At 62.1% G+C, this 23,014-nt stretch carries 20 protein-coding genes, 5 tRNA genes and 1 rRNA gene; 10 read left to right on the plus strand and 16 right to left on the minus strand.

The window, feature by feature from the left end; genetic code table 11:
• The 3 genes from KBX13_RS07015 to ramA all read right to left on the minus strand — a co-directional run.
• A 16S ribosomal RNA gene (locus KBX13_RS07015) occupies positions 1 to 531 on the minus strand; the annotation flags it as partial.
• Positions 532 to 1,136: 605 nt separating this feature from the next.
• The gene (gene murA / locus KBX13_RS07020) at positions 1,137 to 2,393 is read right to left on the minus strand and encodes a UDP-N-acetylglucosamine 1-carboxyvinyltransferase (RefSeq protein ID WP_070361962.1); all 1,257 of its coding nucleotides are present in this window, start codon (positions 2,391 to 2,393) and stop codon (positions 1,137 to 1,139) included.
• 24 nt (positions 2,394 to 2,417) lie between these two features.
• On the minus strand, positions 2,418 to 3,260 hold the full coding sequence (gene ramA / locus KBX13_RS07025; protein WP_070478053.1) for an acetate metabolism transcriptional regulator RamA: 843 nt from the start codon (positions 3,258 to 3,260) through the stop codon (positions 2,418 to 2,420).
• 261 nt (positions 3,261 to 3,521) lie between these two features.
• Between ramA and cysK the strand changes: the two genes are divergently transcribed.
• Both cysK and epsC read left to right on the plus strand, forming a co-directional pair.
• Positions 3,522 to 4,457, plus strand: a complete 936-nt coding sequence (cysK, locus tag KBX13_RS07030) for a cysteine synthase A (protein ID WP_070361960.1) — start codon at positions 3,522 to 3,524, stop codon at positions 4,455 to 4,457.
• A gap of 52 nt (positions 4,458 to 4,509) precedes the next feature.
• Positions 4,510 to 5,109 carry a serine O-acetyltransferase EpsC gene (gene epsC / locus KBX13_RS07035; RefSeq protein WP_070361959.1) on the plus strand — a complete coding sequence of 200 codons (600 nt, stop codon included), beginning with the start codon at positions 4,510 to 4,512 and terminating at the stop codon, positions 5,107 to 5,109.
• Positions 5,110 to 5,115: 6 nt separating this feature from the next.
• On the opposite strand, the gene KBX13_RS07040 is transcribed toward epsC, so the two are convergent.
• The 6 genes from KBX13_RS07040 to KBX13_RS07065 all read right to left on the minus strand — a co-directional run bounded on the left by KBX13_RS07040 (position 5,116) and on the right by KBX13_RS07065 (position 6,345).
• Positions 5,116 to 5,412, minus strand: coding sequence for a GNAT family N-acetyltransferase (locus KBX13_RS07040; RefSeq protein ID WP_070361958.1), 297 nt, complete (start codon positions 5,410 to 5,412; stop codon positions 5,116 to 5,118).
• Between the two features lie 66 nt (positions 5,413 to 5,478).
• Positions 5,479 to 5,551: transfer RNA gene (locus KBX13_RS07045), tRNA-Phe, on the minus strand.
• A gap of 22 nt (positions 5,552 to 5,573) precedes the next feature.
• Positions 5,574 to 5,647 (minus strand) — tRNA-Asp (locus KBX13_RS07050).
• A 186-nt stretch (positions 5,648 to 5,833) separates the two neighbouring features.
• Positions 5,834 to 5,910: transfer RNA gene (locus KBX13_RS07055), tRNA-Asp, on the minus strand.
• Positions 5,911 to 5,943: 33 nt separating this feature from the next.
• Positions 5,944 to 6,016: transfer RNA gene (locus KBX13_RS07060), tRNA-Glu, on the minus strand.
• 256 nt (positions 6,017 to 6,272) lie between these two features.
• Positions 6,273 to 6,345: transfer RNA gene (locus KBX13_RS07065), tRNA-Lys, on the minus strand.
• A 201-nt stretch (positions 6,346 to 6,546) separates the two neighbouring features.
• Between KBX13_RS07065 and KBX13_RS07070 the strand changes: the two genes are divergently transcribed.
• Genes KBX13_RS07070 through cydC form a run of 4 tightly spaced genes read left to right on the plus strand, consistent with a single transcriptional unit; the run spans position 6,547 to position 12,191 of the window.
• Positions 6,547 to 8,088 (plus strand): cytochrome ubiquinol oxidase subunit I, encoded by a 1,542-nt coding sequence (locus KBX13_RS07070; protein WP_256021522.1) that lies wholly within the window; start codon positions 6,547 to 6,549, stop codon positions 8,086 to 8,088.
• 3 nt (positions 8,089 to 8,091) lie between these two features.
• Positions 8,092 to 9,096 carry a cytochrome d ubiquinol oxidase subunit II gene (gene cydB / locus KBX13_RS07075; protein ID WP_256008636.1) on the plus strand — a complete coding sequence of 335 codons (1,005 nt, stop codon included), beginning with the start codon at positions 8,092 to 8,094 and terminating at the stop codon, positions 9,094 to 9,096.
• A gap of 3 nt (positions 9,097 to 9,099) precedes the next feature.
• The gene (locus KBX13_RS07080; protein WP_256021426.1) at positions 9,100 to 10,632 is read left to right on the plus strand and encodes an ABC transporter ATP-binding protein/permease; all 1,533 of its coding nucleotides are present in this window, start codon (positions 9,100 to 9,102) and stop codon (positions 10,630 to 10,632) included.
• Positions 10,629 to 12,191, plus strand: a complete 1,563-nt coding sequence (gene cydC / locus KBX13_RS07085; RefSeq protein WP_256021428.1) for a thiol reductant ABC exporter subunit CydC — start codon at positions 10,629 to 10,631, stop codon at positions 12,189 to 12,191. The genes KBX13_RS07080 and cydC overlap by 4 nt, the downstream gene beginning before the upstream one ends.
• Before the next feature lie 6 nt (positions 12,192 to 12,197).
• Here the strand turns inward: cydC and KBX13_RS07090 are convergent, their stop codons facing one another.
• Complete coding sequence (locus KBX13_RS07090; protein WP_070361953.1) at positions 12,198 to 13,700, minus strand: acetyl-CoA hydrolase/transferase family protein; 1,503 nt, start codon at positions 13,698 to 13,700, stop codon at positions 12,198 to 12,200.
• Positions 13,701 to 13,898: 198 nt separating this feature from the next.
• Between KBX13_RS07090 and dusB the strand changes: the two genes are divergently transcribed.
• Both dusB and KBX13_RS07100 read left to right on the plus strand, forming a co-directional pair.
• A complete protein-coding gene (gene dusB, locus KBX13_RS07095) occupies positions 13,899 to 15,050 on the plus strand; it encodes a tRNA dihydrouridine synthase DusB (RefSeq protein WP_256001022.1) in 1,152 nt (383 codons plus the stop codon).
• 43 nt (positions 15,051 to 15,093) lie between these two features.
• Positions 15,094 to 15,822 (plus strand): PhoU domain-containing protein, encoded by a 729-nt coding sequence (locus KBX13_RS07100; protein ID WP_256001023.1) that lies wholly within the window; start codon positions 15,094 to 15,096, stop codon positions 15,820 to 15,822.
• A gap of 3 nt (positions 15,823 to 15,825) precedes the next feature.
• On the opposite strand, the gene pstB is transcribed toward KBX13_RS07100, so the two are convergent.
• From pstB to mshD, 5 genes are all read right to left on the minus strand, one after another.
• Positions 15,826 to 16,599 carry a phosphate ABC transporter ATP-binding protein PstB gene (gene pstB / locus KBX13_RS07105; protein ID WP_070361951.1) on the minus strand — a complete coding sequence of 258 codons (774 nt, stop codon included), beginning with the start codon at positions 16,597 to 16,599 and terminating at the stop codon, positions 15,826 to 15,828.
• Between the two features lie 14 nt (positions 16,600 to 16,613).
• Positions 16,614 to 17,507 (minus strand): phosphate ABC transporter permease PstA, encoded by an 894-nt coding sequence (gene pstA, locus KBX13_RS07110; RefSeq protein ID WP_070361950.1) that lies wholly within the window; start codon positions 17,505 to 17,507, stop codon positions 16,614 to 16,616.
• Positions 17,504 to 18,466 (minus strand): phosphate ABC transporter permease subunit PstC, encoded by a 963-nt coding sequence (gene pstC / locus KBX13_RS07115; RefSeq protein ID WP_070361949.1) that lies wholly within the window; start codon positions 18,464 to 18,466, stop codon positions 17,504 to 17,506. The genes pstA and pstC overlap by 4 nt, the downstream gene beginning before the upstream one ends.
• Before the next feature lie 2 nt (positions 18,467 to 18,468).
• Positions 18,469 to 19,590 (minus strand): phosphate ABC transporter substrate-binding protein PstS, encoded by a 1,122-nt coding sequence (gene pstS / locus KBX13_RS07120; RefSeq protein WP_070361948.1) that lies wholly within the window; start codon positions 19,588 to 19,590, stop codon positions 18,469 to 18,471.
• A gap of 121 nt (positions 19,591 to 19,711) precedes the next feature.
• Positions 19,712 to 20,626 (minus strand): mycothiol synthase, encoded by a 915-nt coding sequence (gene mshD, locus KBX13_RS07125; protein WP_252931975.1) that lies wholly within the window; start codon positions 20,624 to 20,626, stop codon positions 19,712 to 19,714.
• 34 nt (positions 20,627 to 20,660) lie between these two features.
• Here mshD and KBX13_RS07130 point away from each other — a divergent pair, with 34 nt between their 5' ends.
• Complete coding sequence (locus KBX13_RS07130; protein WP_070478068.1) at positions 20,661 to 21,398, plus strand: DUF2993 domain-containing protein; 738 nt, start codon at positions 20,661 to 20,663, stop codon at positions 21,396 to 21,398.
• Positions 21,399 to 21,418: 20 nt separating this feature from the next.
• The gene (locus KBX13_RS07135; protein WP_070361945.1) at positions 21,419 to 22,042 is read left to right on the plus strand and encodes an FABP family protein; all 624 of its coding nucleotides are present in this window, start codon (positions 21,419 to 21,421) and stop codon (positions 22,040 to 22,042) included.
• A gap of 20 nt (positions 22,043 to 22,062) precedes the next feature.
• On the opposite strand, the gene KBX13_RS07140 is transcribed toward KBX13_RS07135, so the two are convergent.
• On the minus strand, positions 22,063 to 22,986 hold the full coding sequence (locus tag KBX13_RS07140) for an aminodeoxychorismate lyase (protein WP_070478072.1): 924 nt from the start codon (positions 22,984 to 22,986) through the stop codon (positions 22,063 to 22,065).
• Positions 22,987 to 23,014 lie beyond the last annotated feature (28 nt).

A 23,014-nucleotide genomic window follows, 5' to 3' on the forward strand; every position in this document is an offset into this window, starting at 1 on the left:
GACAACGCTCGCACCCTACGTATTACCGCGGCTGCTGGCACGTAGTTAGCCGGTGCTTCTTCTCCAGGTACCGTCACTTGCGCTTCGTCCCTAGCGAAAGGAGTTTACAACCCGAAGGCCTTCATCCCCCACGCGGCGTCGCTGCATCAGGCTTGCGCCCATTGTGCAATATTCCCCACTGCTGCCTCCCGTAGGAGTCTGGGCCGTATCTCAGTCCCAATGTGGCCGTACACCCTCTCAGGCCGGCTACCCGTCGACGCCTTGGTAGGCCATTACCCCACCAACAAGCTGATAGGCCGCGAGCTCATCCCATACCGCAAAAGCTTTCCACAACAATATCCAAAAAGTTGTCCTATCCGGTATTAGACCCAGTTTCCCAAGCTTATCCCGAAGTACAGGGCAGATCACCCACGTGTTACTCACCCGTTCGCCACTCGAGTACCAGTGCAAGCACTGGCCTTTCCGTTCGACTTGCATGTGTTAAGCACGCCGCCAGCGTTCATCCTGAGCCAGGATCAAACTCTCCACAAAAACTATTTCAGAAAGAAACAAGGCCGTGAAAAGCCTGAAAACCTAACCAAAAACAAACCAACCACCAACAACAACCAACACGGTCATCATTAATGGACTGGCAAAATCCTAAAATTACAAAATGTAAAGTACAAACAACCGGTCCCAACCCGACGGGGCAAAACAGGACCAGTCACAACCACATCAACCAATACAGTCAACATGACCGTGCATCTGCACCACACCAGTGACACCCAATCATAGGTTCAAGCATCACCGCCGGCACACACCAAAACATGGCACACAGCACGCAACCAAAAGTCAATGCAATCAAAAAAATAAAAAGTACATTGGCACACTATCGAGTTCTCAAACAACAACCGCACACCCAACAACCAACCCCAACCAGAGCCAGCGTCAAGCAGCTGAAACAAAGTTACACACCCGTAAACACAAAGTCAAATCCAACCAAACCAGCCAGACTCAAAACCGCCCACAAGCAGCAACTTTATTCACTTTGATCATTCCCTCCAAGCGGCCAGGCCGCTCGTCGGCAACGAGGGATAAACTAACCACGAACCAACAAACAACACAAATCGCCTGGGAGGGACCGGTTTTTAAGCGTTCTAATCGTTTGCTCGTTGCACCTTCGCACCGAGTTCATTGAGCTGCTCCACAAATCGCGGGTAACCACGGTCAATGTGGTAGACATCGTGCACCGTGGTCTGCCCTTCCGCGACAAGGCCAGCGAGGACGAGTCCCGCGCCCGCACGAATGTCAGAGCTCCATACATCCGTGGAGGAGAGCGTCGAAACGCCACGAAGAGCCACATGGTGGCCATCGATGTTGGCGTCAGCGCCGAGGCGCATCATTTCGTCGACAAACCGGAAGCGCGCTTCGAAGACGTTCTCCGTAATGACTGAAACGCCGTCGGCTACCGCGGAAAGTGCAATCGCCATCGGTTGCAGGTCTGTCGGGAAGCCGGGGAACGGCAGCGTCTGGTAGTCGACGGCCTTGGGGCGTTGGTTCATGCGTACGCGGAAACCGTTGTCGTAAGTCTCCACCTGCGCGCCAGCCAGCTTGATCTTCTGCAAAGGAAGGTGCAGGTGACCTGGTGCAATGCCGGATACCGTGATATCGCCCTGAGTAATTGCAGCTGCGTAAGCCCAGGTTCCGGCAACAATCCGGTCGCCAACCACGGTGTGTTGCGTCGGCTCCAGCTTTTGGACGCCATCGATAACAATTGTCGACGTTCCCGCACCCTCGATCTTCGCCCCCATGGCCCGGAGCATGTCGCAAAGGTCGACGATCTCCGGTTCACGTGCCGCGTTGGAGAGAGTAGTACGCCCCTCAGCAAGTACTGCCGCGGTAATGATGTTCTCGGTCGCACCAACCGAGGGGAAGTCGAGTGCGATGTCCGCGCCGTGCAGCTGCTGGGCGCGGGCAACAACGGCTCCGTGCTCGATGTGTGTCGTCGCCCCGAGCTTCTCCAGGCCAGACTGGTGCATATCTAGAGGTCGGGACCCAATCGCGTCGCCACCAGGAAGGGCAACATACGCCTCGCCGCAGCGGGCGACGAGCGGGCCAAGCACCGCAACGGAGGCGCGGAATTGCCGGACGGCTTCGAAGTCGGCGTGGGGAGAAACCTCAGCAGGAGTGTGGATGGTGACCACGGTGCCGTCGATATCTACGGAGCAGCCGAGTCCGACGAGGACGTCCCGCATGAGGGGGACGTCGAGAATTTCGGGGCAGTTAAATAGCGTTGTTGTACCTTCGGCGAGCAGCGCTGCCGCCATGAGCTTCAACACGCTGTTCTTGGCGCCGTCTACCTTTACGACGCCTTCAAGCCGGGTACCGCCAGAGACTAAAAATCGTTCTTTCACGGAACCCAGCGTACCCAACAACGGTTACGGCAACGCCCCGATGCGACGAGCTGCGTTAACGGCCTCGTAGCGGGTGTGTGCCCCAAGCTTGCGCATCACGCTGCGGAGGTAGGACTTCACCGTCTCGGCACCGATCCCCATCTCGGCCGCGGCCTCAACATTGGTATGGCCGAGCGCAACACAGGAAAGAACGTCGAGTTCACGAGCGGAAAGCTTCGTCGTCTGCTTCACGCGCACCGGGGAAACCATCTGGTCACACAGCTGCTCGATTTCCTTGCGAAGATTTTCATCGCCCACACGATTTGCTAGCATGCGCAGCTTCGAGTGCGTGGAGCGAACCTGCTCCCACTCAGCACTGTTCATAACGCGACCCGTCTTCTGTCCGGCGCGCGCGCCGTCGCCCTGCCTCAGGGCGGTATTGACCGCGAGGTCCTGCTCGAGACAGCGAGCCGTCATAGCAACCTCTTCAATCACCTTGTCGCCCAAACGCACCGGCGAGTGCACACCCACGTAGAGGACGCCACGGATCTCGCGCTGGGTAATTACCGGGACTGCAACGATGGAGTGCAGGCCTTCGTCTTGAATCTGCTTGTCGTACTCGTGGGAGATGACATTCGCGCGTGTGTAGTCGGAAATACCCACCGCGCGGCGCGTAGCGACGACCCTTCCACCTACACCGGCACCTGACTCAATGACAAGCTCCTGCAGGGCTGGAGTCCGTAGTCCGATCCATTGCGTGATCTGCAAACGGTTATCCGCCAGGAGGGTGCCATACATGGCTACGGGGATACCGGTTGCGGTTTTCAGCGTGGTCAACGCTGCCCGGATGGCGTCGTCGTCTTCCTTAAGGCACTGTGCGTCGGTCAATGATCTCTCGCTTTCCACCCGTTCGAGTGTCCCCTGTTTAGGGACACTGCTTGTCGAACTTGACTCAAAGCCCTTTCATCATAACGCGTTTTCGGGGGTAGCCAAACTTTGCACTTGCCACACATTCACAGAAACACAACCCCGGAAGTAGGTGAACAAATCGGTCTATTTGACAAAGACTAGCTGGTTCATGTCGCGAGTGTATAATCGCGCAACAAGAACGCAACGTAAGCGAAACATACAGGTAAAGGAGTTATTTTCATGGCAAAGATCGCAAAGTCAGTATTGGACCTCATCGGCAATACGCCGCTCGTAGAGCTCAACGGCATCACTGACGGGCTCAAGGCACGCGTCCTAGCAAAACTTGAGTTTTACAACCCGGCAAATTCCGTCAAGGACCGTATTGGTGACGCTATCGTCCGCGCGGCGGAAGCCTCCGGCGAACTGAAGCCAGGCGGCACCATCGTGGAAGCGACATCGGGCAACACCGGCATCGCACTCGCGCTCACCGGCGCTGCGAAGGGCTACAAAGTCATCCTGACCATGCCGGAGACAATGTCGCAGGAGCGTCGCGTGGTCCTTCGCGCGTACGGGGCAGAGATCGTATTGACGCCAGGCGCGGCAGGCATGAAGGGGGCCGTCGATAAGGCGAACGAGATCGTCGAGACGACGGAAAACACAATCCTGGCCAGCCAGTTCGAAAATGAAGCCAACCCGCAGGTCCACTACGAGACCACCGGCCCCGAGATTTGGAACGACACTGATGGGGAGGTCGACATTGTGGTTGCCGGTGTCGGCACAGGTGGCACGATCTCTGGCTCCGCGAAGTACCTCAAAGAGCAGAAGGAATCCGTCAAGGCCGTCGCAGTCGAGCCAGCTGCTTCCCCACTGCTGTCCACCGGCGAGGCAGGCCCGCACAAGATTCAGGGCCTCGGTGCGAACTTCATCCCTGGCACGTTCGACCGCAACGTCATCGACGAGATTATTACAGTCTCAAACGAAGACGCCGTCGCCACCTCACGCGAACTTGCGCTGAAGGACGGTGTCCTCGGCGGCATCTCGGCGGGCGCAAACCTCAAGGCGGCGCTCGAACTCGCCGCCCGCGACGAGAACGAAGGCAAAACGATCGTCGTGATCATTCCGGACTTCGGCGAGCGCTACGTCTCCACCGTGCTCTACGAAGACATTCGCGACTAGGCCGACCCAGCACGACGTCACCCACACGGATGGTCATTGATAGGATCGCCACATGATCAAAACGGCCATCCGCGTGATTCACATGATCCGCGAGGACCTCGCCAACGCGAGGGACCACGACCCGGCGGCGCGAGGCGACCTCGAGAACGCCATCGTCTACTCCGGACTCCACGCAATTTGGACGCACCGAGTGTGCCACTGGATGTGGAAGCGCAACCTCAAGGGGCCAGCGCGCGTGCTCGCCCAGGCCAACCGGTTCTTCACCGGTATTGAGATTCACCCCGGCGCCACCATCGGCCGACGCTTCTTCATCGACCACGGCATGGGCATCGTCATCGGTGAGACCACCGAAATCGGCGACGGCGTCATGCTCTACCACGGCGTAACGCTCGGCGGGCAGGTGCTCACACAGACGAAGCGCCACCCCACCATCGGCAACAACGTCACCATCGGTGCCGGGGCGAAGGTCCTCGGCCCCATCACAATCGGAGACAACACAGCGGTTGGGGCGAATGCCGTCGTCACAAAGTCCATTCCAGCGAACTCTATCGCCGTCGGCATTCCTGCCAAGGTCAGGGAGCGCCAAGAGTGCGAAACAAAGCACCTCGTCGACCCCGACAAGTACTTCGACCCGGGCAGCTACGTCATCTAATCCGCGCTACTTGACGAGGTCCGCGTACTCCGGGTTCTGCGCAATGTAGCGCGCCACAGCGGGGCACGTCGGAATAACGTTGAGCCCCTCGGAGCGGGCGTCGTCAAGCGCGAACTGCATCAGCGGCTTCGAGAGGCCCTGGCCTCGGAACTTCGGGTCCACCACCGTATGTGGCAGCTCCCGCGCACCGTCGACGTCAGCGTACGTGGCAAACCCGGCCAATTGCCCGTCGACAAATATCTCGTAGCGGGACTCCTGGTCATTCCTCTTCAGCTCGGGCTGTACTGCGTCGTGCTGCGACAAATCAACGCTCCAATCCTCGGGGACAGAAACACAAAACCCCTCCACCGCAGTGAAGGGGTTGGAGTGTGGCCAGAGCCAGGATCGAACTGGCGACCCCACACTTTTCAGGCGTGTGCTCTACCGACTGAGCTATCTGGCCAGAACAACACAAGTGCTGTTCGCGACCCTGACGGGACTTGAACCCGCGACCTCCGCCGTGACAGGGCGGCGCGCTAACCAACTGCGCCACAGGGCCTTATTCAGTTTCGTACTCACGGCCGCTACACGGTCGCTTGCACGAGTTGATACTTTACACAGAGCTCTCGAACACAAGCAAATCGCCAGCACAAACCATATTTTTCGACGCCACTTCACCTCTTCATGTAGGCAGGTTGGACAAAATAAAAAGAGCCGGAACGTTTCCGTTCCGACTCTTCAAACATGGCGACCCTGACGGGACTTGAACCCGCGACCTCCGCCGTGACAGGGCGGCGCGCTAACCAACTGCGCCACAGGGCCATATGTTTTTGTGTTTCAACCTTGCGGCTGAAGTACCCCCAACGGGATTCGAACCCGTGTTGCCGCCGTGAAAGGGCGGAGTCCTAGGCCTCTAGACGATGGGGGCCCGCTGCGTTAACAGCTCGACCATCATAAGCCGATGCAGAATAACATCACAAATCACCAGTACATAGCAAGTTTTCAAGGGTGATTCGTTAGCCAAAATTTGCAAAGTGTAGTAACAGGATTGTAGTAATCCTCGAAACGGGAGTGCGGACAAGAGTTACTACAATCCTGTTACTACACTTTAAGCTTCGCGCCGACTCAAGCCATTCTGCATCCAACAAAAAGCGCCACCGACCGAAGTCGCGTGGCGCTGAATGTGGGCCCTGCGGGGATCGAACCCGCGACCTGCGGATTAAAAGTCCGTAGCTCTACCAACTGAGCTAAAGGCCCGTGCGCAACAACTTAGCACAACTCAAGGGTGGGCCGAAATCGTAAACCCACCCCGAAATGACCCTTCAGGACGCTACCCCCATATATGGTCATACTCCCTGGAAGTTAGGGGTTTTCGGCGCCTGCTACGGTAAATATATGACCATAACCTTTATTGGTTGTTTACGTTGAAGGAGTCACAAGCCGCTAGATTTAGTCGATCTGTCAAGGTGGCAGTTCGGCATTACGACGGTCTATCACTACCTTTTCGTCCCACTGACCATGGGACTCGCGCCGATGGTTGCGATCATGCAAAGCATCTGGCACAAGACTGGCGACGAGCGCTGGTACCGCGCGACCCGTTTCTTCGGAAACATCTTCCTCATTAACTTCGCAATGGGCGTTGTCACCGGCATCGTCCAGGAGTTCCAGTTCGGCTTGAACTGGTCTGAATACTCCTCGTTCGTGGGAGACGTGTTTGGTGCACCGCTCGCCTTCGAGGGCCTGACGGCATTCTTCTTTGAATCCGTCTTCCTCGGCGTCTGGATTTTCGGTTGGGGCAGGTTGCCGAAGTGGGCACACCTTGCGTCAATCTGGATTGTTTCGATCGCCGTGAACATCTCGGCGTTCTGGATTATTACCGCAAACTCGTTCATGCAGCACCCGGTGGGCGCTGTGTTCAACCCGGAAACGAACCGCGCTGAGCTGGTTTCCTTCAAGGCGTTGCTGACGAACCCGACGGTGCTGTGGGCATTCCCGCACGCGGTGTTCGGCGCTTGGATGCTCGCGGGCACCTTGGTGTGCGGCGTCGCTGGCTGGTGGATGATCCGCGAGGCCCGCAAGGGCGATCCGGATGGGGATGCCGCGACGGTGTGGCGTTCCTGCACCCGCTTCGGTGCGTGGGTCATCCTCGCTGCGACGGTGCTCATCACGCTGACTGGTGACGAGCTGGCCAAGCTGATGTTTACGCAGCAACCGATGAAGATGGCGTCGGCAGAGGCACTGTGCCACACTGAGCTGGATCCGCACTTCTCGGTGCTTTCTATCTCGACGTACAACGACTGCGAGTCCGCAACCCAGCTGATCGGCCTGCCATTTGTGCTTCCGTTCCTGGCACAGGGCAAGCTTTCTGGCGTTGAGCTGCAGGGCGTGCTGGATCTGCAGCAGTACTACGAGTCGCTGTACGGCCCGGGCAACTACACCCCGAACCTGTTCGTGACGTACTGGTCCTTCCGCATGATGATCTTCTTCATCGTCGTTTCCGTCGTGATGGCGCTGGTAGGCCTGTGGGTGACCCGCGGCAAGCGCGTGCCTACTGCGAAGTGGCTGGGCACCTTGTGCCTGGTGGCGCTGCCGGCTCCATGGCTGTCGAACATTTCGGGCTGGATCTTCACTGAGATGGGCCGCCAGCCGTGGATCGTCCACCCGAACCCTGCGTTCCAGGGTGGGGACCACCCGGGGATGGAGCAGAACATTCACATGCTGCTGGACTTCGGTGTTTCTGACCACCAGCCGTGGCAGGTGCTGCTCTCTATGGTGCTGTTCACGGTGCTCTACGGCATCGGTGCGGTGCTGTGGGTATGGCTCATTCAGCGTCAGGTCCGCAAGGGCATGGACCAGCCTGGACTGCACGAGGGCGACTCCAAGCGCCTGAAGGACGTGCTCTACGGCCCGAACGCCGAGACCGAGTTGGAGCCGTTGAGCTTCAAGTCTTCGCAGGAGTCCGGCGCAACCACAACCACTGCGGACAACAAGGAGCTATAAATCATGGACTTACAAGTGCTTTGGTTTGTGATCATCGGAGTGTTCTTCACCGGCTACTTCGTGTTGGAGGGCTTTGACTTCGGTGTTGGCATGTTGTTGCCGTTCATGAAGGGCGATGAAATCGAGAACGACCGTCGTCGCACGGCTGCGATCAGGACAATTGGCCCGATCTGGGACGGCAACGAGGTGTGGCTCATTACGGGCGGCGCGGCGATTTTCGCGGCGTTCCCTGAGTGGTACGCCACGCTGTTCTCCGGCTTTTACCTGCCGCTGGTGCTCATCCTTATGGGCCTGATTGTCCGCGGCGTGAGCTTGGAGTGGCGAGTCAAGGTGGACACGCTGAAGTGGCGCAGGCTTTGCGACGCCGGCACGGCGTTTGGCTCCTACCTGCCTACGCTGCTGTGGGGCGTTGGTTTCACGAACATCGTGATGGGCGTTCCGCTCAACGAGCAGGGCCGCCTGGACTCCTTCTATGACGGCTTCCTTGGCCTGCTCAACCCGCTCGGCCTGCTGGGCGGCGTGGCGTTCGTGCTGCTGTTCATGCTGCACGGTGCGACGTTCCTTGGGTTTAAGTCCCACGATCCGCTGCGTGCTGAGATGCACGCGTTCGCGAAGAAGTTCATTGCTGGCCCGGCGATCGTCGTTGGCGCGGCGTACCTGCTGTGGATCCAGCTCACGCTGGGCGCTGGCTGGACCTGGATCCCGCTGGTGCTCGCTGCAGTTGGCCTGGTTGTCTCCGTGGTCGCGATTGTTGGCAACAAGGACGGCTTGGCGTTCTGGATGACGGCGTTTGCCATTATCTGCTGCGCGATCGTTCTCTTCGGTTCGCTATTCCCGGACGTGATGCCGTCGACAAGCGATCTGTTCGCTGGCTGGGATATCCGCAACGCGTCCTCCTCGCCGTACACCTTGAAGGTGATGACGTGGGCGGCTGTGTGCCTCACCCCGATCGTCCTGGCGGGTCAGATTTGGACCTACTGGGCGTTCCGGAAGAGGGTGTCGGTCTAGGCTATGGCCTCGCCGATTGACCCCCGGCTACTTCGCCTCGTTCCGCCCGTGCGCCAACTCATTGTGCGCACGGGCGTTGCGCAAGCTGCAGACACGTTACTGCTGGTGGCCCGGGGTATTTTGATTGGGATTGTCGCAGCGTCGGCGGTGATGGAGCGCGCGGTTCCGCGTGCCTCGTTGCTGTTGGCGCTTGCTGGCGTTGTTGTGGCCCACGGCGTGTTGTCGTGGGTAGCGCAGCGCTGGTCCGCCGATGCGGTCGGCGGCGTTGTAGAGGACTTGCGGACGAAGGCGCTGCGGGCGTTGGCGAAGCAGGACCCGCGCACGGTGGAGCAGGATTCGGCGACGTGGCGCCATGTGCTCACGCGCGGCATTACGGACTTCCGCCCGTATCTCACGGAGTTCCTCCCTGCCCTCTTTTCGACGGCCATCGGCACCCCAATCGTGGTCGCCGTCATCTTCTACTTCGACTGGATCTCTGGCGTGTTTTGCCTGATTACGCTGCCGTTGATTCCGATGTTTATGGTGCTGATCGGCAAGTTGACGGCGGATCACACCAAGCGCCGACTCGAGGTCACAGCTGGGCTGGGTGCTCAACTGTCGGACCTGTTGGCAGGTGCTCCGACACTGCGCGCTCTGCACGCCACGAAGCGTCCTGCGCAGCAGATCCGCCAAACGGGCCAAAAACACGCGGACTCCACCATGGGAGTGCTGCGCCTGGCGTTCCTGTCCTCGTTCGCTTTGGAGTTCATCGCGACGCTGTCGGTGGCGTTGGTCGCGGTGAGCATCGGCCTGCGGCTGGTGACCGGTTCGATCACGCTGCTGGCCGGGCTGACGGTGCTCATCATCGTCCCGGAGGTTTTCGCACCGATCCGTAGGGTCGGCGCAAGCTACCACGCCGCAGCCGACGGCCTGAGCGCCGCCGAGCGCGTCCTCGAGCTTCTCGACGCCCCCTCCTCCACCACTGGCTCCTACATCGCCGAGGAACCCGGTGTGCGAGTACGCAACCTGAGCGTGCGTGGACGAGACGGAGTCCGCCCGGATGGGCTCACCTTCGACGCCCCGCGCGGCCAGGTCACGGTGCTGACCGGCGCAAATGGTTCTGGTAAGTCAACCACGCTGTTGGCGGTGCTGGGCCAGTTGCCGGATGCAATGGTTGGGGGCGAAGTGGGCGTCGAGAAGAAGGTGGCGTATCTGCCTGCGACCCCGGCGATGGAGCCTGGGACCGTGGGCTCGAACGTGGCCCTGTTTGGCGCGCACGGGGACATCGACCTGGTGGGCGTGTCTGAGGCGCATGCTGTCGGCCCGTACGGGGACGGCATTTCCGCAGGCCAGCGGCAGCGTGTCGGCATTGCGCGCACGTTCGCCGCGGACGCGGACGTGTTCGTGTTGGACGAGCCGACTGCGCACCTCTCCCCCGAATTGGTCGACGAAGTGATACGAAGGATGCGCGGGCTGGCGCAGCGGGGCGCTGCGGTGCTGGTTGCGTCCCATGACCAGCGGGTACTCGACGCCGCGGACCAGGTGGTGCAGGTATGAGTGACTTAAAGTTTTTGCTGCGCATCGCACAGGTGCGTCCCCGCGACCTGATCAGCCCAATCATCGCCGGGGCGATTACGCTGCTGGCGGCGCTGAGCCTGACGGTACTGTCCGGCTGGCTGATTACGCGCGCGTGGGAGATGCCGCCGGTGTTGGACCTCTCGGTGGCGGTGACGGCTGTGCGCGCGTTGGGTATTTCGCGAGCGGTGTTCCGCTACCTTGACCGGTTGGTGGCGCACAAGCTGGGCCTGCGCGCGCTGACGACGCTGCGCGCCACCATGTACGACGCCCAGGCGGCCGCCGGCCGTGTGGGCCGCGGCGAGGGCCAGGCGCTGCTGGTGGCGGATACGGAGCGCGTGACGGATTACATCGTGCGCACGCTCGTCCCACGTGGCGTCGCCGTGGTGCTCACGGTGGTAGCCATCGTGGGCGCGGCGCTGCTGCACCCACTGGCGGCGGTAATCATGGCGGGTGGGTTCGCGCTCACGGGCCTGCTCATCCCCTACTTAGCGACGCGCGCTTCGCGCAACACCTTCCTGGTCGAGGCAGAAAACGCTTTCACGCTGCAGCTCGACTCGGTGCTGCACGACAGGGGGGAGTACGCCGTCGCTGGCAAGGGCGACGCGCTGATAGAGCAAGCCGCGCAGGCCTCAGCGGATGCGAGCAAGGCGTGGGCACAGTCCACGCGCCCGGAGGCCACCGCGTCTGCAATCCAGGCGTGGGCCACGGGCATCTGCGCGCTGCTGATTACGTGGTTGGCCGTCGAGACGTATACGGGCAACCCGGTGTGGCTGGGCATGCTGGTAATGCTGCCGCTGGCGGCCTTTGAGGCGCACGGCCCACTCGCGGGGGCTGCGGTGCACGCGGACCAGGCGAAGCGCAGTGCCCACCGCCTGCGCGAGGTCGCGGACCGCGCCGAAGAGGCAACGAAGCTCAGCGGCGGCCCCCTCCCCCACCCGGAGACCGGCGTGGCCGTGCGGGCGGAGGCGCTGCGCACCGTCTACGGCGACCAAGCATGGGACTTCGAGCTTGCCCCCGGCCAGCGGATGCTGGTGCGCGGGCCTTCCGGCTGTGGCAAGACCACGATGCTGGAAACGCTCGCTGGGCTACTGCCCGTCGCCGACGGGACGGCGGCCATAGCGGAAGGTGCGCGCCTGTTCGCGGAGGACGCCTGGGTGTTCGCCACGACGGTGCGGGAGAACCTGCTGGTTGCCAACGGCGACGCCAGCGATGCCCGCATGGCCGAAGCGCTGGAGGCGACCGGCTTCGAGTTTGGCCTGGACTTCATGCTGGAAAACGGCGCAGACTCGCTGTCCTCCGGGCAGCGCCGCCGACTGCTGCTGGCCCGCGCCCTGGTCAGTGACGCCCCCATACTGCTGCTCGACGAACCAACCGAGCACCTTTCTATCGACGCCGCGGAGCACCTCCTCGACGTCCTGCTGCACAAGCCGCTACCCGGCGCGCTGCCACAGCGCACGGTGATTGCGGTCGTACACGTCGACGGGCCCGTCGGCATCGAGGTTGCTGCCTCGCCGACGGGCCCGGATGTGGTGTCGTAGCTGGCGCTACTTCTTCATCGTGCCTGTTTCCATGATGCGGGTATGGAAGTCGAACGCGTGACGCAGATCGTGTGGCGTCTGCTGGAACTTGCTCTTCGACGCCAGCTCCACGTACTCCTCGAGCAGTGGGCGGTAGTCGGGGTGAGCAATCGCGATCATCTTGGCCACACGGTCACGTGGAGCGAGGCCGCGCAGGTCAGCTACACCGAACTCGGTGATGAAGACCATCGCGTCGTGCTCGGTGTGGTCCACGTGGGACACCATCGGGACGATGGAGGAAATCGCTCCGTCCTTCGCGGTCGCCGGGGAGATGAACGAGGAGATGTAGGCGTTGCGGGTGAAGTCGCCAGAGCCGCCCAGAGCGTTCATGATGCGGGAGCCGTTGATGTGGGTGGAGTTCGCGTTGCCGTAGATGTCCGCCTCAATCATGCCGTTAGAGGCGATCAGGCCGGTGCGGCGGATGACCTCCGGGTGGTTCGAGATCTGCTGCGGGCGCAGGATGATGGACTCGCGGTAGCGCTTGGCTTCCGCGTTCATCTTGTCTGCGTACTCAGGGGACAGCGAGAAGGACGTTGCGGATGCGACGGACATCTTGCCGGCGTCGATAAGGTCGACCATGCCGTCCTGGATAACCTCGGTGTACGCCTGGATGTTCTCAAACTTCGAGTCCATCAGGCCGGCCATCACGGCGTTCGGCACATTGCCCACGCCGGACTGCATAACGTAGCCGTCATAGGTGAGGCGGCCGTGGCGCACCTCGTGCTCGAGGAAGTCGAGGAAGTTCGCGGCGATGCGCTCAGAAGTCTCGTCCGGAGCCTTGAACGGCGCGTTGCGGTCCTCAGCGTTGGTCTTAACGACGGCGACGACCTTCTCCGGATCGATCTCGATGTAGGTGGTACCGATGCGGTCGCCAGCCTTGGTAATCGGGATCGGGATGCGGTTCGGCAGTGGTGGCACGAGCCAGATGTCGTGCATACCTTCAAGGTCGAGCGACTGCCACTCGTTTACCTCGATGATGATCTTCTTCGCCGCGTTGAGGTACTCAACAGAGTTGCCGACCGACGAGGAAGGCACGATGTTGCCTTCCTCGGTAATGCGGACCGCCTCGACGATCGCGACGTCCACGTCGCCGAAGAACCCCTGCTCAACCATCATGCCGGAGTGGGACAGGTGGATGTCCTGGAACTTCATCTCTCCAGCGTTGATCTTGTTACGCATCTGCGGGTCAGACTGGTACGGCATTCGGTAGCGCAGCGCATTTGCTTCCGCCAGGACGCCGTCGCACTCCGGTGCCGTCGAGGCGCCGGTGAACAGGTCGATTGCGTACTCCCGGCCAGCGTTATGCTCGTCGGTTGCCTTGGCTGCGATCGCAGCAGGCATTGCCTTCGGGTAACCAGCGCCGGTGAATCCCGAGATACCGACCTTATCTCCATGGTTCACGAACTGGGCAGCTTCCTCTGCAGTCATGACCTTGGCGCGCAGCTTGTCACTCGCGATACGCTCGCTCATTAAAAACCTCACTTCGTGTTGATGATTCAGATATCACACCACCATAATTGTGACTTAGGTCTTACGGCAGAAAACTACGCAAACATCCAGAAAGGTCACCCTCACTGGATACCCCCTACCGGGCGAAGCGGGCGTCGACAAACAAAAGGGACATCCGAATTGGACTGCGCAGGCAGTGGCGGGAACAATGGGGGCACTATGAACCCACATCTGAGCATCGGCGGCCTGGAGCTGAACTCCCCCGTCCTCCTCGCGCCGATGGCCGGCGTGACCAACATGCCGTTCCGCGTGCTGTGCCGCGAAATTGAACAGGAGCTCACCGGCACCACCTCCGGACTGTACGTCTGCGAGATGATCACCGCCCGCGCGATGGTCGAGCGCAACGAGAAAACGCTCAAGATGATCCGCTTCGCCGATGTGGAACAGCCGCGCTCCATGCAGCTCTACACCGTGGACCCCGCCTACACCTACGAGGCGGTGCGCATGATCGTCGAGGAAAACATCGCCGACCATGTGGACATGAACTTCGGCTGCCCGGTACCGAAGGTGACCCGGCGCGGCGGCGGCTCTGCCATCCCGTATAAGCGCAGGCTGTACGGCAACATAGTGGCTGCGGCTGTCCGCGCGGCGGAAGGTTCGGGGGTGCCGATTACGGTGAAGTTCCGCATCGGGATTGACGACGACCACCACACGCACATGGACGCCGGGCGCATCGCCGCCGAGGAAGGTGCGGCAGCCGTGGCGCTGCACGCGCGCACTGCCGCGGAGCGCTACTCCGGGGCGGCGCACTGGGATGAGATCGCCCGGCTGGTTGAGCACATGCGCGGCACGGGGCTGCCGGTGATCGGCAACGGGGACATCTTCGCTGCCAAGGATGCGACCGACATGATGGAGCAAACCGGCTGCCACGGCGTGGAGGTAGGCCGCGGGTGCTTGGGCAGGCCGTGGCTGTTCGCCCAGATTGGCGCGCAGCTGCGCGGGGAGCCGATTCCGCCGGAGCCGACGCTCGGGCGCGTCAGCGGCATCATCGCCCGCCACGCGGAACTGCTCGCGGAGCACGTCGGTGAGCAGCAGGCCTGCCGCGACATCCGCAAGCACACCGGCTGGTACCTGCGCGGATTCCCGGTTGGCGGCGAATTCCGCAAGGACCTGGCCCGGGTGGAAACGCTCGATGAGCTCGGGGCGCTGCTGGCGACCATCGCGGACTCCGAAGAACTCGCCGAGCACGCCGATGACGCCCGCGGCCGCCAGGGTTCTTCCTCCAAGGTTGCGCTGCCTGAGGGCTGGCTCGACGATCCGGAAGACGCCACCGTGCCGGAGGGCGCGGAAATCGAGAACAACGGCGGCTAGCCCTAGCCTCGTTGATAAGGCCGTACCTATTACTATGGCGGGCATGCGTACCGCCTACCGTGAACACCTCGAAGCCTTCAACCGCGACCTGCTGCAGATGTGCGACACCGTGCGCGAAGTCATGCAGCTGGCATCCACGGCGCTGCTGGAGCAGTCACTTGAGGACGCCGAGCATGCCCTCAACGCCTCTGACCCGCTCAAGGAGCTGAAGCTGCGCTGCGAGGAGCGCAGCATGAGCCTGCTCGCGCTGGAGAACCCGGTGGCGGGAGACCTGCGCCAGGTGCTGTCCTCTATCTATATCGTGGAGAACTTCTCGCGGATGGGCGCGATGGCGAAGCACATCGCGAAGCTGGCGCGGCTGCGGCACCCCTTCCCCGTGTTGCCGAATACGGAGCACGCCCCGATCGCTGAGATGGCCGCCCGCGTGGACGAAATGGTCAACATCACGCACGACCTGCTGCTCGACCCTGACGCGGACGTCGCTGTTGAGCTCAACGCAATCGACGAAGGTGTCGACGACCTCCACGACTACCTCAACGCCATCACAACGTCCGACTCCTGGGAGCACTCTGCCCGGGAGGCCGTCGATGTGGCGCTCGTCTCCCGCTACTACGAGCGCTACGCGGACCGCTGCGTGAACGTCGCCGGTCGCGTCGTCTTCCTGGTCACGGGCCTAAACCCGAAGGAGTACATGAAGCAGCGCGACGAGGACGCGTTTGACCGCCACTCGAAGCTGGCGGCAATCGAGCGGCGGTTCAGAACCAAGAAGTAGCGGCTAGCCGAATCGGCCAGCGATGTAGTCTTCGGTTTCCTGCCGTGACGGGTTCTCGAAGATCGTGGTGGTGTCGTCGAACTCGATGAGCTGGCCCGGCTTACCTGTTGCTTCCAGGGAGAAGAACGCCGTCTTGTCGGACACACGCGCGGCCTGCTGCATGTTGTGCGTCACGATCACGATGGTGTAGTTCTCCTTCAGCTCGTGGATGAGTTCCTCCACGGCCAGGGTCGAGATCGGGTCGAGGGCGGAGCAGGGCTCGTCCATAAGCAAGACCTCGGGGCGCACCGCGATGGCTCTCGCGATGCAGAGGCGCTGCTGCTGACCACCTGAAAGGCCACCACCCGGCTTGTCCAGGCGGTCCTTGACCTCGTCCCACAGGTTCGCCGCGCGCAGGGAGCGCTCCGCGACGTCCTTGAGCTCCTTCTTGTTCTTCACCCCTGCCAAGCGCAGGCCCGCCACGACGTTGTCCTCGATGGACATCGTCGGGAACGGGTTGGCCTTCTGGAACACCATGCCGACGGTGCTTCGCACCGACACCGGGTCCACGTCCTTGCCGTAAATATTGTGGCCGTCCAGAATAATCTCGCCCTGCACGGAGGCGCCCGGGATCACCTCGTGCATGCGGTTGAGCGTGCGCAGCACGGTTGACTTGCCACAGCCCGAAGGGCCGATGAACGCAGTGACTGCCTGCGCGGGAATCTCCATGGTGACGTCCTGCACCGCGTGAAAATCACCGTAGTAAATGTTGACGTCACGCATCTGAAGCTTCGACATATTGCACGTAATCCTTATTTCTTCACTGAAAACTTCGCGGCAATCAACCGCGCGAGCGCGTTGAGCACAACAACAATGATGAGCAGTGTGAGGGCCGAGCCCCACAGCCTGTCGGCGGCCGCACCCGTACCGCCTGCCTTCCACATGTCCAGCATGAACAGCGGCAGCGAGGACTGCGGCTGACCAAACATGCCGGCCCAGTTCACGATCGGCGTGGATCCGACGAGGATCAGCACCGGCGCAGACTCGCCCATCACGCGGGCAATCGCCAGCATGATGCCGGTGGTGATGCCGGAGAAGGCCGTCGGCACCACAACGCGCACGATGGTCTTCCACTTCGGCACGCCCAGGGCGTAGGACGCCTCACGCAGATCCATCGGCACCACGCGCAGCATCTCCTCCGTATTGCGCACCACCACGGGCAGCATCAGCAGGATCAGCGACAGCGCGACCGCGAAACCGGAGCGCGCCTGCCCCAGCACCGTGATCCACAGCGCGTAGATGAACAGCGCGGCAACAATCGACGGCACACCTGACAGGATGTCCACCATGAACGTGGTCAGCTTGCCCAGCTTCCCGCCCTTGTCATACTCCACCAGGTAGATCGCTGTGGCCACGCCAATCGGGATCGCAATTATCGACGCCACCAACGTCTGCGCCAGCGTTCCTACAATCGCGTGCAGCGCACCGCCGCCCTCCTTGGTGGCGCGGATACCGACCATGTCGGTGGTCCACCAGGACACGTCGCTGATGGCGTCCCACCCGCGGCCGACCACCGTGACCAGCAGCCACAGCAGCGGCAGCATCGCCAGCACCATCGTGGCAGCCACGAGCGTGCCCATCACAGCGCTTTTGATCGTGCGCGACTTCGCCACGGGGGTAAATGGCGACATAGGCTTTGTTGTCATTTACTTCTCCTCACAATCGCGCGCGCTGCAGCGTTGACCGCGAACGTAATCACGAACAGGACCAAGCCCGCCGCGATGTAGGCGCCAGCGCTAATCGGGTTGTTGAACTCCGCCGATGCATTCGCAATAGCGGTTGCGAAGGTGGTGCCGCCGTCGAAGAGCGAGCCGCGGAACAGCGGTGCCGGGGAAACCACCATGTACAGCGCCATCGTCTCGCCCAGCGCGCGGCCAAGACCCAGCATGGAGCCAGCCACGAAGCCGGACTTGCCGAACGGCAACACCGTCATCCGAACCACGTCCCAGCGCGTCGCGCCCAACGCCATCGCTGACTCGATGAGACCGCGCGGCGTCTGCGTGAAGATCTCGCGGGCGGTGGCTGCGATGATCGGCAAGATCATGATGGCCAGCACGATGCCACCGGTCAGGATGTTTCGGCCCGTCGCGAACGACGGCGAGTTTTGGTAGTGCGCGAAGAGGAAGAAGTCGCCTCCCCAGGAATGCACCCACTCATAAAATTTGCCCAGTGCAGGTCCCAGCACTTTCGCGCCCCAGATGCCATAGACGATCGACGGCACCGCCGCCAGCAAATCCACCAGCACCGCGAGCGGGCGCACCATGCGCTTCGGCGCGAAGCTCGAGAGGAACAGCGCCACGCCCAGAGCGACCGGCATCGCAATCAGCAGCGCGATGAGCGAGATCATCACCGTGGAGAAGAACAAGTTCGGGATACCGAAACGCATTGCGTCCAGGTTCGCCGTCTCCCACGGGCCCGAATACGTCAGGAACCCGAGGAAGCCACCCTCGTTCCGCAGCAGCGGTGGCAACGCCTCCAGTAGGAGGAATGCGCCAATCGCAGAAATGATGAGCGTGATTAAAACCGAAGAGGACGTCGATACGCCCTCGAAGACGCGGTCCCCGGCTCGGCGCCGGGGGCGCGCCTCAACTTGAGCTGTAGCCATTGTTACTGAATCGCGTTGATAGCCTCACGGAGACGCTCAGCGTGCGCGCCCGACACCGGGATGAAGCCCTCGGACTCCAGCTCGCTGTCCTGCGAGTCCAGCGCCACGTTCAGGAAGTCACGCACCATGCCAGCGGTTGCGGCATCGTAGCCAGCCGAGCACACAATCTCGTAGGTGGTCAGGATCAGCGGGTAGGAATCCGCATCCTTCGACGCGAACAGTGCCTCCGAGTCCACCACCATGTTGTGGCCCTCCGTGGAGAACTTCATGTGTGCCAGCGCGTTGCCCACGGTGGTGGAGTTCAGCTCAACCGGGCCGTTGCCGAAGTCAACCTTCGCAATCTTGTCTGCGAAGCCCGCCTCAACGTAGGTGATCGCGCCTGGGGTGTTTGCCACCTGGTCAGCGACACCGGTGGAGCCATTCGCACCGGAGCCGACCTCCGTCGGGAACGCCTTGCCCTTCGACTCCCACTTGCCATCCGACGCCGCAATCAGGAACTTCTGGAAGTTGTCCGAGGTACCCGACTCATCCGCGCGGTAAACGACGTTGATCTTCTGGTCCGGCAGCTCCACGCCCGGGTTGGACTCCGCAATCTTCGGGTCATTCCAGTTCTTGATGACGCCCTGGAAGATCTCCACGATGTTGTCGACGCTCAGCGTCAGCTCGTCGACGCCCTCCAGGTTGTATGCAACCGCGACAGGGCCAATCACGAACGGCAGGTGCCACGCCTCGTTGCCACCGCAGCGCTCCGCCGCCTTTGCGACTTCCTCTTCCTTCAGTGGCGAGTCGGAACCAGCGAAGACCACCTGGTTGTCCAGGAACTGCTTCACGCCAGCGCCGGAACCAGTCGGGTTGTATGCCAGCGTCGCGCCCGGAACGTCCGCCTCGTACACCGTACGGAAGTAATCCATCGCGTTCTGCTGCGAAGACGCGCCCTCCGCCAGCAGCTGCCCAGTTTCGCCGGAAAGTTCGTACTCCCCTGCGACTGCAGCATCGGAACCGGGGGTATCCGTTGCGGAGGTGTCCGCCGCATTGTCTGCACCGTTGCCACACGCAACCAACGCGGCCGACGCTACCGCCAATGCACCGAATACTGCTGCAGAACGCTGATTTTTGAAATTCACGTGGAATACCTTTCCAAGAAATAGTGACCTTTAATGTTCGAGGAGTAACGCTAAAGCATGATGGTGAACACTAAAGGCCCCTATTCGTGAACTTCACATGAATGTTGCGTGACGGTTGGGTTTAATCACCCGCCGCTGCCCCCGCCGCTTTATATACGACGTGGCGCTCCGCGACCTGGAATCCAAGCTCCTCGTAGCGCTTCACGGCCGGGGCATTGTCCGCCTCAACGTAGAGGATCACGGCCGGGCTTCCCTGCTCCGCGAGGTGAACCAGCCCCAGTTCCATCAATACGCCGCCAAGGCCGTGGCCGCGGAAGGCGTCCGCCAAGCCGACAACGTAGACCTCTCCGGTGCCGTCCGGGTGGCGCTTCGTCCAGTGGAAGCCCGCAAGCTCCTCGCCGCGGTAGAGCAGCCACACCCCGGCTGGGTCGAACCACTCCGCTTCCATCGCGCGGTGCAGGCGCTCGATATCCCAGCCGCCTTGCTCCGGGTGCCAGGAAAACGCCTGGTTGTTGGCCTCCAGCCACGCCTTTTCGACGGCCCCACGGCCCCACTTTGCGCTCGCCTCGGTGAGGTTGAACGCCTCGTATCCCTCGGGCAGCTGCACGGGTTCAGCGCGCACCTCGTCCAGACGCATCACGAGCAGCTCGCGCACCGGGCGGAGCCCGAGGAGCAGCGCAACCTCGTGTGCGTCGGGCAGGTTGCCGTGGGCCCATAGGCCGGCGGCGGGGTTGTGGGCGAAGGTGGCGTCGACAAGGCTGCGGCCCATCCCCTGACCACGCGACTGCGGATCCACCGCGAGCTCCGCCGAACCGTCCGGGGCGAACCCCACGACTCCTACAACGTCGTCACCTTGGTTGACTACCAGGTGGTTGTGGCCCAGGCGGGCGTCGTGAAGCCCGTTGAGGAACTGCTCGGAAAAGGCTGCGATGCCGTCGTAGTCCGCGACGCGCTGCAGCATCGCCTCGACCTGTTTGGCCGTCTCCGGATGTTCCGGCAGCGTGAGCGGTTGGGGGTGAAAGCGAGTGTTCGTCATGCCCCAAGGCTAGCGTGTGTGTACAACTAGAGACGTGAAGAAACGGTCGATCGCACTCGGGCTCGTTGCGGTGCTGTGCATCGGTGGCACCGCCGACACCCTGTTTGCCTCCGGCGTGGAGCGCACGCTGTCGAGGCAGGCCGCGCAGCTCAACGGGCTCGAAGTCGCCCCCGAGGCCTACATCTCCGGGTTCCCGGTGGCGCTGGCTGCTGTGACCGGAGCTGTGTCAAGGGTGAGCCTGCACTCCGTAGACGTGCCGGTGGCGGGCGTCGGCGTGGGCAACGCCGGGGTGGAGCTGATCAACCTGGAACTGCCCGCAAACGCCGGACAACGCCTGCGCCGCGCGGACCTCACTGGCGCGCAAGCCGACGTCGTGCGCCGCACAGTACGCCTCGACGGCGTCGCGTTCGGCCAGCTCCTCGGCATGACCGACCTCGACATCGCGCACCCCTACGACATCTCACCCTCCGGCGGCACCGCAAGCGAAGCCCGCATGACCGGCACCGTCCCCGGCACGGACATTCCCACCACAGTCGTGGTCACCCTGCGCCTCGACGGCCCCACGTTCCGCATGCGGCCCAGCCAGCTTATCGACGTCCCCTCCGACCTCACCGACCGCGTCATCGACGCGTACACCCTGGACAGGGACACCCGCGACCTGCCGCTAGGCGGCCAGGCCGACAACGTGCAACTTTCCGGCGGCTCCATCGAATTTTCCCGCGACCGCATCAACACCGTCGTGGAAGCTGCCGACCTCGCACCGCTGGTGTAGGACGTTGTAGCCTGGTACGCATGAGTGAAAAGCTAAACGGAAACGAAGCAGTCAACCTCGCCGCTGAACAGTCGAAGGCGACCGCGCACCGCAATATCCCAGCGCTTGGGTTTGATGAGATGCCGCTGCCAGCGGACACGGCCAACCTTCGCGAGGGCCCTAGCCTCCACGACGGCCTCTTAGCACTTCTGCCGCTGGTCGGCGTGTGGCACGGCGAGGGCCAGGCCAACGATAACGGCGACGAGTACGCGTTTGGCCAGCAGCTGGTCATCTCCCACGACGGCGAGAATTACCTCCGCTTCGAGTCCCGCATCTGGCGCCTGGACGAGGACGGCAAGCCCACCGGCGCGGACCAGCGCGAGGTCGGCTTCTGGCGTATTTCCCTGAAAGACGAAATCGAGGTCACCCTGACTAATTCCCGCGGGCTCACCGAGATCATGTACGGCACGCTGCTCAACGAGCGCGCATGGCAGCTGACCAGCGCGTCGACCATCGTGACGGAAACCGGCCCTGAGAACCACGGCCCGGGCAAGCGCGTCTACGGCCTGATGCCGAACAACAACCTCGGTTGGGTTGACGAGCGCGCCGTCGACGGCGAGATGGTCCCCTACATGTCCGCAGAGCTCAAGCGCGTGGCCGGCTAAGCACTAGGGCTTACAGGCTTTTACAGGCCGAGACTCGCGTCGAGCGCCTGCTGCACCAGCTCCTGGATCTCCCGAGCGTTCTCGGGGGCCGGGAGCTTTTTGTCATTCAGGCGCTTCACCCTCGTTGCCATCCGCGTGGAGCTCACCAGCCACACCGACTCAGCCTTGAACAGCTCATTGAGGTAGATGTCTTTCTGCTTGCACTTCCAGCCGCGCTCGGATGCGTACTCGAACAGCGCGGCCTGCGTCGTGCCCGGCAGGATGCCCGGCCCCGGCTTCGGCGTGCGGATCCGCCCGCCCTTCTTCACCACGATCACCGTCGAGTTCGCGCCCTCCAGCACGCGCTCGGTGGTGGGGTCGATGTAGATGACGTCGTCGTGCCCGTGGCTCTTCGCCCAGCGCAGCGCAGCCATGTTCGCCGCATAGTTCAAGGTCTTCGCGCCTACCTGCATCCACGGCACTGCGTGCTCACCGGTGTCCAGGGAGTAGCCACGCGAGGTCGTCATCACCGACACCCCGCTCTTGCGCTGCTTCAACGCAGTCTCGTCGATGGGGCGCACCGTCAACCACGCCGTGGGGACGCCGGTGGTTTCGCGGCCGCGCGTCATCGTCCACACGCAGCGCGCGTCCACTTCCTCCGGCTCGCTGCCACGCTCGCGCACATAGTCGGCCACCGCCTCATTCGTCGCCTTCACCCAGTGGTCCACCCCCGGGTCCGGCAGGTCGAGTGTGCGGGCGCTTCGCCGGAAACGCTCAATGTGGGCCTCAAGGTTGGCGGGCACCCCCTTCCGGATCAGGATAGTTTCGAAGATGCCGTCGCCACGCGTGACGGCGGCGTCGTCCCAAAACACGTGCGGCATGCTGGCGTTTTGGCGTCGAATAGAACCGCCGAACGGTTCCACAAGATAGATCACTGGAGCTGGTAACAAGTGCGACGAACCCATGCGTTCATAGTATCCCGCTACGATGGTG

The sequence above is a fragment of the Corynebacterium sp. CCUG 51687 genome (assembly GCF_024453995.1).
Lineage (GTDB): Bacteria > Actinomycetota > Actinomycetes > Mycobacteriales > Mycobacteriaceae > Corynebacterium > Corynebacterium pseudogenitalium.

Excerpts from the sequence above, each read along its gene's own strand:
- epsC (WP_070361959.1), top strand. The coding sequence starts at position 4,510 with ATGATCAAAACGGCCATCCGCGTGATTCACATGATCCGCGAGGACCTC.
- cydC (WP_256021428.1), top strand. The coding sequence starts at position 10,629 with ATGAGTGACTTAAAGTTTTTGCTGCGCATCGCACAGGTGCGTCCCCGC.
- KBX13_RS07140 (WP_070478072.1), bottom strand. The coding sequence starts at position 22,986 with ATGGGTTCGTCGCACTTGTTACCAGCTCCAGTGATCTATCTTGTGGAA.
- KBX13_RS07080 (WP_256021426.1), top strand. The coding sequence starts at position 9,100 with ATGGCCTCGCCGATTGACCCCCGGCTACTTCGCCTCGTTCCGCCCGTG.
- pstA (WP_070361950.1), bottom strand. The coding sequence starts at position 17,507 with ATGACAACAAAGCCTATGTCGCCATTTACCCCCGTGGCGAAGTCGCGC.
- KBX13_RS07100 (WP_256001023.1), top strand. The coding sequence starts at position 15,094 with ATGCGTACCGCCTACCGTGAACACCTCGAAGCCTTCAACCGCGACCTG.
- cysK (WP_070361960.1), top strand. The coding sequence starts at position 3,522 with ATGGCAAAGATCGCAAAGTCAGTATTGGACCTCATCGGCAATACGCCG.
- dusB (WP_256001022.1), top strand. The coding sequence starts at position 13,899 with ATGAACCCACATCTGAGCATCGGCGGCCTGGAGCTGAACTCCCCCGTC.
- mshD (WP_252931975.1), bottom strand. The coding sequence starts at position 20,626 with ATGACGAACACTCGCTTTCACCCCCAACCGCTCACGCTGCCGGAACAT.
- pstB (WP_070361951.1), bottom strand. The coding sequence starts at position 16,599 with ATGTCGAAGCTTCAGATGCGTGACGTCAACATTTACTACGGTGATTTT.
- pstC (WP_070361949.1), bottom strand. The coding sequence starts at position 18,466 with ATGGCTACAGCTCAAGTTGAGGCGCGCCCCCGGCGCCGAGCCGGGGAC.
- KBX13_RS07090 (WP_070361953.1), bottom strand. The coding sequence starts at position 13,700 with ATGAGCGAGCGTATCGCGAGTGACAAGCTGCGCGCCAAGGTCATGACT.
- cydB (WP_256008636.1), top strand. The coding sequence starts at position 8,092 with ATGGACTTACAAGTGCTTTGGTTTGTGATCATCGGAGTGTTCTTCACC.
- KBX13_RS07135 (WP_070361945.1), top strand. The coding sequence starts at position 21,419 with ATGAGTGAAAAGCTAAACGGAAACGAAGCAGTCAACCTCGCCGCTGAA.